Below are 12,135 nucleotides of genomic sequence, written 5' to 3'. Positions count from 1 at the left end.
GGCCCGTTCGCGCCGTGAGCAGTGGGCCAAGGAGCGGGCCGAGCGGGCCGAGGCGGCCCGCCGCAGGGCCGACGAGGAGCGGCTGCGGATCGCGCGCGAACTCCATGACGTCCTCGCGCACTCCATCTCGGTCATCAATGTGCAGGCCGGCGTCGGTCTGGCGCTGCTCGACGCCGATCCGGAGCAGGCCCGCACCGCGCTGACCACCATCAAGTCGGCCAGCAAGGAGGCGCTCGGCGAGGTCCGTCAGGTCCTCGAATCCCTGCGGGCGCCCGGCGACGCCCCGCGCGCACCCGCGCCCGGCCTCGACCGGCTGCCCGAACTGGTGCAGCAGGCCGCGAGCGCCGGACTCACCGTCGAGGTGGGCCGGGAGGGCAAGCAGGTGGCGCTCGCACCGGGTGCGGACCTCGCGGCGTTCCGTATCGTCCAGGAAGCGCTGACCAATGTCGTACGGCACTCGGGCTCGCGGCACGCCCGGGTCACGATCGGCTATGGAACCCGTGAACTGGAGCTGCGGGTCGACGACGACGGTCCCGCCACCCAGGCCGACGCGGGAGGCAGCGGCAACGGGCTTGCCGGAATGCGGGAGCGGGCGGCGGCGCTGGGTGGCACGATCGAGGCCGGCCCGCGCCAGGACGGCGGTTTCCAGGTACGGGCCGTGATTCCGCTGCGTCCCAAGGAGACCTCGCCATGATCCGGGTACTGCTCGCCGACGACCAGTCACTGGTCCGTGCCGGGTTCAAGGCGCTGCTCGACGCCCAGGCCGACATCGAGGTGGCCGGCGAGGCGGCGGACGGTGAGGAGGCCGTGCGCCTGGTGCGTGAACTGCGCCCGGACGTCGTCCTGATGGACATCCGGATGCCGCTGCTCGACGGCCTCGCCGCGACCCGCCGTATCACCGAGGACGGCGAACTCGCCGCGGTGAAGGTCGTGATGCTGACGACGTTCGAGCTCGACGAATACGTCTTCGAGGCCATCCGCGCCGGTGCCTCGGGCTTCCTGGTCAAGGACACCGAACCCGAGGAACTCCTGCGCGCGGTAAGGGCGGTGGTGGACGGGGACGCGCTCCTTTCGCCGGGCGTGACACGGCGGCTGATCGCCGAGTTCGCGGCGCGTTCCAAGGAACCGGCGATCGAGCAGAGCCTCGGCGAACTCACCGAGCGCGAGCGCGAGGTGATGGCGCTGGTCGGTATCGGTCTGTCCAACGAGGAGATCGCCCGCAGGCTCGTGGTCTCCCCGCTGACGGCGAAGACCCACGTCAGCCGCACCATGGTCAAGCTGGGCGCCCGCGACCGTGCCCAACTGGTCGTGCTCGCCTACGAATCGGGCCTGGTGCGGCCGGGCTGGCTGGGCTGACGTGTGGCGTTCTGGAAACGCCACAGGACCGTGATGACTCGTACGAGAAAGGCGAGCGCCGCGAGGGCGGTCCCGATCGGCACCAGGACTTTCCGCACCCCCAGCGGGAAGTCGAAGATCCACCCCGGCCCGGCCACCGCGGCGAACACCAGCACGGCGAGGAACGCGCCGGAGACGAACGCGTAGCCGATCTCGACCGTGATGGCGTCCCGTTGTGCCTGTGTACGGCTGCCCATGACAGTCAGTGCATCAGACGCCCGAGGTCTCCCGCCAGAGGCGGGCCACAGCGGCGTCCCCGGCGATGTCCGGCAGGGGCAGCCGGTTCCACAGCGACAGGTACAGGCGAGCGGCCGGTCCGCTGATCTCGCAGTCGGCCTCGCCTTCGGCATCCGGGGTCGTGACCGGGGGCTTCTCAGAGAGGCGTACGGTCCATACCGCGTCCTCGTCGGTGGTGCGTACCCGCAGCACCTTGGGCTCCTCGCTGCGCACCCGGCTCCTTTCCCGGGCGTGGAAGCCGCGCAGCAGTTCATCGATCCCGTCGGCGGCGAAGGCGGAGCCGAGGGTCCGCGGCTCCGGTCGCGCGAGGGCCGACTCCGCGTCGACCCGGTGCACCGCCGTCTCATGCGCCTGGCGCCGCGCCCAGAACGCGCGCGGAGAGGGAGCCGGCAGGAACGCCCAGCACTCCAGATCGTCCGGCGCCTCCTCCAGTGCCTCCACGAGCAGTTCATGTCCCTCGCGGAACCAGGCGACCAACTCATCGCCGTCCACGTCCGGTGCCGCGGCCATGGGGCGGCCCGAAGTGTGCTTCTCCACCAGGTACGAGGTGGCCCAGCGGTGCACCGCACCGGTGTGCCGCAGCAGGTCGCGCACCTGCCACCCCGGGCAGGTGGAGACGGCCGCATCGGGTCCGGCGGCCTCGGCGTCGGCGGCCAGGAGCCGGCCTTCGGCGCGCAGGCTGGCAAGGTGCGTGGCGATGTCCATGGCCCGGGATCCTAGGCACAGCCCGCCGCCGTGACCAGCGATTTCCGCCCGGTGGACAGCGGCGACTCTCAGCTGGCCGGGCGACGCGCGACCGTCACGACCGAGGTGCTGTCGGCTGTGACCGGGCCCTGTTGCCAGTCCCCGTACTGCGTCTCGATCTCGAAGCCCGCGGCGGCCAGTTGATCCGCCAGCTCTTCGACGCCGAGGAAGCGCAGCGTGTCGTGAGCCACGCGCAGGACCGTGCCGTCCGGCCCGGCCGTCGTCTCGTGGAAGGCGACGAGGCCCTCGCCCACGGAGTCGACCTGGTGCCAGACGGTCAGGGTGCGTCCGCCGCTGTCCACCACGTCGTAACGGTGCTGCGGGTTCCATGCCTCCCAGGCACGCGCCTGGGGATGCCGGGTGTCGAACGCGAAGCGGCCGCCGGGCCGCAGTGCAGCACGGACGGCATCGAGCGAGGCCGAGACCGCCTCATCGGTCACCAGGCACTGGAACGCATTGCCCGTCATGGTGGCCAGCGTGAAGCCCGCACCGGCAGGCGCGTCGGCCGCGACGCCCTCGAGCCACTGCACGTCGGCCCGGCGCCGGGCACGTGCCAGGGCCGCCCGGTCCGGATCCAGTCCGGTGAGCCGGCCGCGATGCCCCCGCTCACGAGCGGCGTGCAGCATCGCACCGGTCCCGCAGCCGACGTCGAGTACCGAGTCGGCGGCCATCACATACGCGTCGTAGAACCGGGCGTCGGCCCGCGGCCCGCTCCACGGGTACATGTGGTCGTACAGGGCGGCGGCTTCCTCGTCGGTGAACATCCCACCAGCGTGCCCGCCGCACCGAGGCCCTGAACGAAGCCGGCGCTACCAGCCGAACATCTGCGTCCAGGTCCAGTCGCTCGTCACGACGCCCAACCCCATCGTCTTCAGGCCGCAGTTGAGGATGTTCGCGCGGTGGCCCTCCGAGTTCATCCACGCGTCCATCACGCTCTGCGCGGAGCTCTGGCCGCGGGCGATGTTCTCGGCGCCCGCGTTGTCGACGCCCTGTGCGGCCGCGCGGTCGGTGAAGGTGCGGCCGTCCTGGCTGGTGTGGCTGAAATAGTCGTTCGCCGACATGTCCTCGCTGTGCAGCTGCGCGGCCTTCGACAGACGGCTGTCCAGCTTCACCGGCGAGCAACCCGCCTTGGCACGCTCCGCGTTGACCAGGCCGAGCACCTGCTGGGCATGCGTGCCGCCAGGGTTGGCCGGCGGCTTCGGGGGCGGCGCGGGCTGGGTGGTCTTCGTCCTCGTCGGCTGCGGCTTGGGGGTGGTCGGCTTCGGGGTCGCCGTAGGCGAGGGCTTCTTGCTCGCCGACGGCGAGGGCGACTTCGATACGGACGGGCTCGGCGACTGGGTATCTGCGGTGGTGCTCTCCGCCTCGGCGGGGGAGTCCGACTCGGTGGCGTTGGCCGCCTGCACCTTGTCGCTGTCGGCGTCCGGCGAAAGGAGGTCGATCCCCACGGCCGTCACGCCCGTGACGAGCAGCACGATCGCGGCGGCCGCCGCGGCCGTACGGCGGCGCTTGCGCACCCGCATCCGGCGTTCCTCGGCGCGGCTGGGGCCGGCCGGGGTCAGGTCGGTCCGCCGGGCGTCACCGGAGCCACCCGACCCGGCGTCCCACGGCTCACGCCCCGGGGCTCCCCGACCCGCCGGCGAAGCCGCGAAGGCGACCGTCTCGGCCGCCGACTCCCCGTACAACCCGAGCGCGGCGAACACCCCGGCCCCCGCGGCGCCTGCCACCGGCACCAGGCCGAAGCCCACGAGGAGCCCTTCGGCCGGCCACAGATCCGCCGCATGCCGCGAACACACCTGGCATTCCCGTACATGCCGGGCTATTCGCTTGCGCCACAGCCCGGACGGCACCCCGTCCCAGATGCCGACCACCGCACCGAGCCCCGGGCAGGGCGGTGCGGCCAGCGCACGTACCACCACGCGGGCGGTCTCCAGCTGGCCCTTCATCCGCTGCACCCGCACCGCGGCATGCTGCTCGGAGATCTCCAGGGCGGCGGCGAGCTCGGGACGGGTCAGCTCCCCGGAGGCCTCGAGCCACCACAGCGAGAGCAGCTCCCGGTCGTCGCTCTCCAGCCAGCGCGTCGCCTCGGCGACCTCGCGCCGCTGGCCCTCCAGGCCGAGCCGGACAATCGTGACATTAACGAAGTCCCCGGCCGGATCGGCCAGATCGAACTCGTCCCGGGACCCGAATCCGTCCGGCGCGGACTGGCGTGCCTGCCAGTGGCCCCGGATCTGATTCATCGCGATCGCCACGAGCCACGACCGGAAACGCCCCGGATCCTGCAGCCTTCCGAGGCCGCGCAGGGCGCGCAGCATGGTCTCCTGCACCACGTCGTCGACATCGGCATGACCGTTCAGCGCGCGGCCCACGACGTTGTAGACCAGCGGCAGATGCGCGGTGACCAGTTCGGCCTGCGCTCTGCGGTCACCGTGCTGCGCCGCGCGCACCAGCGCGCCGCTCTCTCGGCTCACACCCACGTCCGTCCACTCTCCCTCTCGCTCGCCGCCTCACCGGGCCGGCGATCAGGAGACCGTGAGGGCGTCGGCGGATAACAGGAATTGCGTCACCTTCGCGCGTGCGTGCTCAGGGGCACAAGGGTTCGGGGGTGTGGGAAATGCCGTATGTGAAGGGGCTGTGTTGATGGTGCGGGCTGGTTTGCGGTGATTCGGGGGTACGAGGCGGTGGCGTGTTTCACTCCGCCTCCTCATACCTTCGCCGACTGTCCTGTCACGTCGGACGGGGCGTGCAGCCAGCAGGCGGCCGGCCCGAAATCGGGCTCCCGTACGCGGCAGACGTCCATCGCGTGCGGGCAGCGGGGGTGGAAGCGGCAGCCGGTCGGCGGGTCGGCGGGGTCGGGGACATCGCCGGGGAGTTCGGCGGGCAGGGTGCCGAGGCCGTCGGTTTGCGGGATGGCCCGCAAGAGGGCCTGGGTGTAAGGGTGTTGGGGTGCGTCCCAGACGGAGGCGGTGTCGCCGATCTCCACGATCTTGCCGAGGTACATCACCGCGATCCGGTCGGCGATCAAGCGGACCACGGACAGGTCGTGGCTGATGAAGAGCAGCCCGGCGCCCGAGTCCACGGCGAGATCGCGCATCAGCGTGGCGACCTGGGACTGGGCGGAGGCGTCGAGCGCGGAGATGGGTTCGTCGCCGATCAGCAGCCGCGGGCGAGCGGCCAGCGCACGGGCGAGGGCGACGCGCTGGCGTTGGCCGCCGGAGAGTTCGTGCGGATGGCGGTCGGCGAACGACCGTGGCAGGCCGACACGTTCGAGGAGGTCGGCCGGGGTGGCGGAGTCGCCGCTGACGCGCAGGCCGTCGGCGATCTGGTCGCCGGCGCGGCGCCGTGGGTTCAGGGAGGCGTAGGGGTCCTGGAAGACCATCTGGATCCCGGTCAGCGCCCGGCGCCGCAGTCCGAGCGGGGTGACCGGGCGCCCGTCGAACGTGATGGAGCCACCGGCCACGGCGTGCAGTCCGCAGACGGCCCGGGCAAGCGTCGACTTGCCGCACCCCGACTCACCGACCAGTCCGACGACTTCACCGGCGGCGACCGTGAGCCCGGCCCCGGCGACGGCCCTGACGGGCGGCCGGCCGGGGGAGCGGTGCTCGACGACGAGGTCGGCAATCCTGAGCAGGGTCATGGCAGATCCTCGAGGAGCGAGCGGGTGTACGGATGGGAGGGCGTGCGCAGTACGGACTTCCGTGGGCCCGACTCCACGACCAGTCCGTCCTGCAGGACGCTCACTTCGTCGGCGATCGCCGACATGACACCGAGGTCATGGGTGATGAGCAGGACGGCGAGCCCGAGTTCGTCGCACAGGCCGCGCAGCAGGCGCAGGATGCCGGCCTGCACGGTCACGTCGAGCGCGGTGGTGGGCTCGTCGGCGATCAGCACCTGCGGATCGCAGGCCAGCGCCACCGCGACGGCGATGCGCTGCCGCATGCCGCCCGAGAACTGGTGCGGATAGCGCCTCAATGCCTCCGCCGGGTTGGGGATGCGGACCTTGGCGAGGAGTTCGAGAGCGCGCTCGCGCGCCTCGGCCTTGCCCAGGCCCAGGTGCGGGCGCATGTGCTCGGTCAGCTGCCTGCCCACGGTCAGCATCGGGTGCAGGCTGGTGGCCGGGTCCTGGAAGACCATCGCGATGTCGTTGCCGCGCACCCGGTTGAGCTCCTTGTCGGGGAGCCCGAGCAGGTCGCGCCCCGCCAGCTCGATCCGTCCGCTCGCCCGCGCACCGTGCGGCAGAAGGCCGAGGACGGCGAAGCCCGTCATGGTCTTGCCCGACCCGCTCTCGCCGGCCAGACCGTGCACCTGCCCCTTGTGGAGGGCGAGGTCGACACCGGAGAGGATCTGTGTGTCCCGGATCGACACCCGCAGACCGGTGATCGTCAGCGTCACAGCGCACGCTCCTTCACGGCGCGGGCCGTACGAGGGTCGAGGGCGTCGCGCAGCGTGTCACCGAGGAAGTTGAACGCGAGCACGACGGTGAGGATCGCGAGCCCCGGGAACGTGGCGACCCACCAGCTGTCGAAGACCTCCATGCCCGAGGCCACCATCGCCCCCCACTCCGCGGACGGCGGTTTGGCGCCCAGGCCCAGGAACGAAAGGCCGGAGAGCAGCAGCAGTGCCGTGCCCATGTCGAGGGTCGCGAGCACGAGGATCGGGCCCACCACGTTGGGCAGCACGTCCACGCGCAGCGACCGCCACACCGAGAAGCCGAGCAGCCGCCCGCTGAGCACGAACTCCCGTTCGCGCACGGCCAGGACGAGACCGCGGCCGACACGGGCGTAGGACGCCCAGGCGACCACGAGGACCGCGAGCACCGCGTTGGTGAGACTGGCGCCGAGCGCGGCCGCCACCACCATGGCCAGGATGATCGTCGGGAACGCGAACACGAGGTCCGCGAAGCGCATGATCACCTCGTCCGCCCAGCGGCCGAAATACCCCGCGACACCGCCGAGGAACCCGCCGATCAGCACCGAGAGGGCGACCAGGAGCAGGGTGAGCGGGATCGACACCCGGGCGCCGTATAGGACCCGGCTGAGGATGTCGCGGCCGAGCTGATCGGTGCCGAACCAGTGCCCGGGACCCGGTTCGGCGAGACGGGGCAGCTCCTGGGCGAGCGGATCGTACGGAGCGAGCAGGGGCGCGGCGGCGGCGATGAGCAGCCAGGCCAGCGCCACCACCACTCCGGCCACGGCCTGCGGCCGCCGCCACGCCTCGGGCAGTCTCCGCAGCGCGGCCGGCAGCCGCTTCACCGTGACGGACAAGCGCCTTACCGCAAGGGGCAGTTGACTCATCGCAGCCTCACCCGGGGGTCGATGACGCCGTACAGGACGTCCACGAGCAGGTTGATCGCCAGATACACGCCGCTGACCACCAGGCCGACGCCCATGATGGCGGGCAGGTCGAGGGCGGTGGCGCTCTTGTACGCGTACTGCCCGACGCCCTGCCAGGCGAAGATCGCCTCGACGAGCACGGTGCCCGACAGAAGGCTGCCGAACGCGAGCCCCGCCACCGTGATGATCGGTACAAGGGCGGACCGCAGCACGTAGCGGAAGAGGATCACCCGGCCCGAAAGGCCCTTGGCCCGGCCCGCACGGACGTAGTCCTGGCCGAGGACCTCGAGGACCGCGCTGCGGGTGAAGCGGGTGAGCAGTCCGATCGTGTAGAGCGAGAGCACCAGGGCGGGCACGATCAGGTGGCCGAGCGCGCTGGTGAAGATGTCCCACCGGCCGGCCAGCGCCGCGTCCAGCGTGTGCAGGCCGGTGACGGGTGGCGGTGCGCCGATGGCGGGGTCCACCCGGCCGCTGCCCGGCGTGAGTCGGAGCCGGTAGAAGAAGACATAGAACGCCAGGAGCGCCAGCCAGAAGGTCGGCACCGAGACCCCGATCAGGCTCAGCATCCGCAGCACGTGGTCCGCCAGACGGTCCCGGCGCAGGGCCGCGATCAGGCCGAAGGCCACACCGAGCACCAGCGATACGAGGATGGCCGCGCCCGCCAGTTCCAGGGTCGCGGGCACGAACTCCGCCAGGTCCTCGCTCACCGGCCGATGAGACTGCTGACTGATGCCGAGGTCGCCGTGGAGCAGGCCCTCCAGGAACAGCAAGTACTGCTGAGGGAGCGGCTTGTCGAGCCCGTGTTCGGCCCGCCACTGGGCCACGGCCACCGGGTCACCGACCGCCCGCTGGCCCAGGTTCGCCGCCACCGGGTCGCCCGGCACCATATTCGTCAGGACGAACGTGACCAGCGTGATGCCCCAGGCAAGGAGGATCGCGACGAGGATCCTGCGGGCCAGGAACCGGAGCAGCGGTCTGCGCGCGAGGAATCCGGGAACGGGCCCGCGGCCGAGGAGCGCGGCCAGTGGCCCGTTTCGGCGCCGTACCCGATTCTGCTTGCCCGTCATGTCACTTGACACCGAGGTCGGCGATGTCGACGGTCCACACCGGGTGGTACTCGAGGCCGGTGACCGAGGCGGCCGTCACGATGTTCTGGCCGGGCTGGATGAGCGGCACGTACGGGCCCGTGGTGTTCAACTGCGTCTGCACGTCGGCGAAGGCCTGCTTACGCGCCTCCTCGCCGACCGCGGCGGCCGCCCTATCGCCCGCGGCCTCCAGCTTCTTGTCCGCGCCCGCCTTCCAGCCGAGGCGCTCCCCGACCATCTTGCCGGGCAGGAACACCAGGTAACCGGTGGGGTCCGGGTGGTCCGGGCCCCAGTACCACAGGCCCATCTCCTCCTTGCCGTTGCGGTAGTTGTCCGCCGCGGTGGTGAGGGGGGCGGGCGCGAGGTCGACGGTGATGCCGACTTCCTTGAGGTTGGACTGGATGCGTTCGGCCAGCGGCTGCAGGGACAGACCGTTCACCGTGAGCTCGCTCGGATACTCCAGCTTGACCTTCGGGTTGCTCAGGCCGCTCGCCGCCAGTGCCGCCTTCGCGCCCGCCACATCGCGCTGGGGCGCCTGGTCGGGCGGGAGGGCGCCGAGGAGTTGGGAGGGAATGATGCCCGGCGCCTGCACGGACCCTTCGCCGGCCAGTTCGAGCAGTCCCTTGTAGTCGACGCCCTTGCGTACGGCTTCCACGAACTTCGGGTTGGACGTCACCTTGCTGAGCGCCTTGTTGCGGCTGTGGTGCAGATAGATCACGTTGGCCGAAGCGGTCCGCTTCACCTGCACGGTGCCGGACATGCCCTTGGCCTGGTCGCCGGAGAGGTTCAGGGCCACCTGGCTGTCGCCGCGCTGCACGTTGAGCTTCTGTGTGGCCGCCTCGACGTTGCGTATGACGACCTTGTCGTACGCGGGCTTGTCGCCGTAGTACTTCTTGTTCGCCCGCAGCACCACCTGGTTGCTGACGTTGAACGACTCGATCGTGTAAGGACCCGATCCGGCCGACGCAGTGTTGAGGTACTGCTCCGCCTTGTCCTTGTCGTCGGTCGTCGCGCCGTGCGCCTTGGCGACCTTGCTGTTGAGGATCCCGAGGGTGGGGTTCGGCAGGATGTACGGCAGTGCGGGATTGGGTGCCTTCGAGGTCAGCGTGATCGTGGAGCCGTCCGTCTTGGCCACCTCCACCCCTGCCAGGAGGAACGAAGGATTGCCCTTCATATCGCGCAGGCGGGTCAGTGAGAAGACCACGTCGTCGGCGGTGAGCGGGGAGCCGTCGCTGAATTTCGCGTCCGAACGGAGCTTCAGCGTCAGGACCTTGCCGTCCTCGGACAGCGTGTACGACTCGGCCAGGGCCGGCACCGGCTTGGTCACGTCGCCGCCCTCGAAGGTCAGCAGCGTCTCGTACACCGCCTTGCCCACGAAGAGTCCGGTGGCCTCGTACATCCGGCCCGGGTCGGCGGTCTTGAGGTCGAAGGACGTGTCGATGACCAGCGTCCGGCCGCCGGCAGCCGGCGTGGACGCACCGCCGGGGGAGCAGGCGGTCAGCGCCACCGCGGTGGCGAGCAGCAGGACCGTCAGGTTCTTACGGGGCGCCATGAGAGGACCTCCAGGTCGGACGTCAGCGCGCGGAAGGTGAGGTATTCATGCAGGTCACCCACGTCATGCACGTCGTACGGGCCCTGACGAGGTAACAGCGAACGCTAGGCCAGCCGCCCGGGCACCTCTTCGGACCGTCGTACGAAGGCAGGCGCCCATCTATGTGCCGGTGTCCAAAGGGCACTTGGCGGCCGGGTCGCACAGGGCCGCCGGGACGGGTTCATACCGCGGCACCAATCGGTGGGCTGGATTTCGTCCTGCCGCACTTAGCCAGGGCGTGCCGCGGCTGGGGACGATGTCGGCTCCCGGAGGCACTGCCCGGATGCACTGCCCGGGAGTAAGTCCCTGCGAGCCTCGCCACGAAAGGAAGCCCCATGTTGCGTGTCAGAGCTGTCCTCACCGCGAGCATCGCGGCCATGGTCATGGTCGCGTCACCGGCTGTGTCCGTGGCCGTGTCCGCGGACCCCACCGCGTCCGCCGATTCCAGGACAACGAACGACGCGGTCCAGCGTGTGCTGGACCGTGCGGTGAGCGAGGGAGGGGCGCCCGGCATTCTCGCCGAGGTCAAGAACGGTTCCAGCCGCTGGTTCGGCTCCTCCGGAGTCGCGGACACCTCCACCAACCGCAAGCCGGTGTCCTACGACCGCTACCGGATCGGCAGCACCACCAAGACGTTCACCGCCACGGTGCTGCTGCAGCTGGTGGGTGAGGGACGGCTCAGCCTCGATGACAGTGTGGAGAAGTGGCTGCCGGGTGTGGTGCAGGGCAACGGCCACGACGGCAGCAGGATCACCGTACGGCAGCTGCTCAACCACACCAGCGGCATCTTCAACTACACGAACGACGCGGGGGTGTTGGCCAAGCTGGTCGGCCAGGGCTTCCTCGACCACCGTTTCGACAGCGTCCTGCCCCAGGACCTCGTCAGGACGGCGATGGGCCACGCACCGGACTTCGCGCCGGGTACGTCCTGGGCCTACTCCAACACCAACTTCATCCTCGCGGGCATGATCGTGGAGAAGGTGTCGGGCCGCTCGCTCAGTGCTGAGGTGAACCGGCGGATCATCGGACCGCTCGGCCTCGGCAACACGTATCTGCCGGGCAGGAGCACGAGCATCGTCGGGCCGCACGGACGCGCCTACTCCAAGCTCATGACGGGTGACCCCGCGGCGCCGGTGCACGACGTGACCGAGATGAGCGCGACCTGGGCGGGCTCGGCCGGCGACATGATCTCCACGGCAGGCGACATCAACCGGTTCTACGGTGCGCTGCTCAGCGGGCGTCTGCTCCGTCCCGCCCAGCAGAAGGAGATGTTCACCGCCGTGGAGACCGTGAACTGGATCCCCAACACCGGATACGGGCTAGGCATGATCAGGCAGAAGTTGTCCTGCGGTGTCCAGGTGTGGGGGCACGGCGGCACGATCCACGGCTCGCTGTCGTGGTCGATGGGCCTGCGCGACGGATCGAAGGTCGCGAGCACCAACATCAACGGTGACTGGGTCGACCAGGGCGGCATCTCGACCGCTGTCATGGAGGCGACCTTCTGTCCCGGCTCCGCGGCGGGCGCAGGCGCGAGCGACGCCGGTTCCACGGCCACCCTCCCGGCGACCCGCCCCCTGCAGCTCTCCTGACCCACTCACCGACCGTGGCCCACTGCCCGCCTCGCGCACACAGCCGGGGCGGGCGGGGGCCGACTTCGTCATCGGACACCTGCGAGGCGACCTTGACCGAGCACTCCACCCTGCACGCCCCGCCCGAGGTCCATCGGACCGGGCAACCGCACTGCTCCGTACGG

General features: G+C 70.7%; 12 protein-coding genes. 3 read left to right on the top strand and 9 right to left on the bottom strand.

Annotation, left to right across the window (positions count from 1 at the left end; all coding sequences use genetic code 11):
- Positions 1-694 (top strand): sensor histidine kinase (locus ABT367_RS31080; RefSeq protein ID WP_352256600.1); only part of this gene is annotated, 694 nt, incomplete at its 5' end.
- Positions 691-1,356, top strand: a complete 666-nt coding sequence (locus tag ABT367_RS31075) for a response regulator transcription factor (RefSeq protein ID WP_352256599.1) — start codon at positions 691-693, stop codon at positions 1,354-1,356. The genes ABT367_RS31080 and ABT367_RS31075, both read left to right, overlap by 4 nt.
- Here the strand turns inward: ABT367_RS31075 and ABT367_RS31070 are convergent.
- The 9 genes from ABT367_RS31070 to ABT367_RS31030 form a co-directional block, all read right to left on the bottom strand.
- Positions 1,317-1,592, bottom strand: a complete 276-nt coding sequence (locus tag ABT367_RS31070; RefSeq protein WP_352256598.1) for a DUF6332 family protein — start codon at positions 1,590-1,592, stop codon at positions 1,317-1,319. The two genes, ABT367_RS31075 and ABT367_RS31070, sit on opposite strands and share 40 nt — an antisense overlap.
- A 13-nt stretch (positions 1,593-1,605) precedes the next feature.
- Entirely contained in the window at positions 1,606-2,337 is a 732-nt protein-coding gene (locus ABT367_RS31065; RefSeq protein WP_352256597.1) for a maleylpyruvate isomerase family mycothiol-dependent enzyme, read from the bottom strand.
- A 68-nt stretch (positions 2,338-2,405) separates the two neighbouring features.
- Entirely contained in the window at positions 2,406-3,140 is a 735-nt protein-coding gene (locus ABT367_RS31060; protein WP_352256596.1) for a class I SAM-dependent methyltransferase, read from the bottom strand.
- 45 nt (positions 3,141-3,185) lie between these two features.
- Positions 3,186-4,844, bottom strand: coding sequence for a sigma-70 family RNA polymerase sigma factor (locus ABT367_RS31055; RefSeq protein ID WP_352256602.1), 1,659 nt, complete (start codon positions 4,842-4,844; stop codon positions 3,186-3,188).
- 233 nt (positions 4,845-5,077) lie between these two features.
- Positions 5,078-6,010: an ABC transporter ATP-binding protein gene (locus ABT367_RS31050; protein WP_352256595.1), complete on the bottom strand. Its 933-nt coding sequence runs from the start codon at positions 6,008-6,010 to the stop codon at positions 5,078-5,080.
- A complete protein-coding gene (locus tag ABT367_RS31045) occupies positions 6,007-6,765 on the bottom strand; it encodes an ABC transporter ATP-binding protein (protein WP_352256594.1) in 759 nt (252 codons plus the stop codon). The genes ABT367_RS31050 and ABT367_RS31045 overlap by 4 nt, the downstream gene beginning before the upstream one ends.
- Complete coding sequence (locus ABT367_RS31040) at positions 6,762-7,637, bottom strand: ABC transporter permease (RefSeq protein WP_352256593.1); 876 nt, start codon at positions 7,635-7,637, stop codon at positions 6,762-6,764. The genes ABT367_RS31045 and ABT367_RS31040 overlap by 4 nt, the downstream gene beginning before the upstream one ends.
- Before the next feature lie 26 nt (positions 7,638-7,663).
- A complete protein-coding gene (locus ABT367_RS31035) occupies positions 7,664-8,773 on the bottom strand; it encodes an ABC transporter permease (protein WP_352256592.1) in 1,110 nt (369 codons plus the stop codon).
- Between the two features lies 1 nt (position 8,774).
- Positions 8,775-10,343: an ABC transporter substrate-binding protein gene (locus ABT367_RS31030; protein ID WP_352256591.1), complete on the bottom strand. Its 1,569-nt coding sequence runs from the start codon at positions 10,341-10,343 to the stop codon at positions 8,775-8,777.
- A 374-nt stretch (positions 10,344-10,717) separates the two neighbouring features.
- Between ABT367_RS31030 and ABT367_RS31025 the strand changes: the two genes are divergently transcribed.
- Positions 10,718-11,971, top strand: coding sequence for a serine hydrolase domain-containing protein (locus ABT367_RS31025; protein WP_352256590.1), 1,254 nt, complete (start codon positions 10,718-10,720; stop codon positions 11,969-11,971).
- Positions 11,972-12,135 lie beyond the last annotated feature (164 nt).

Source organism: Streptomyces mesophilus, assembly GCF_040300965.1.
GTDB lineage: Bacteria > Actinomycetota > Actinomycetes > Streptomycetales > Streptomycetaceae > Streptomyces > Streptomyces mesophilus_A.
The sequence above is the reverse complement of the archived record's forward strand: the minus strand, read 5'-3'. Positions and strand labels throughout refer to the sequence as shown.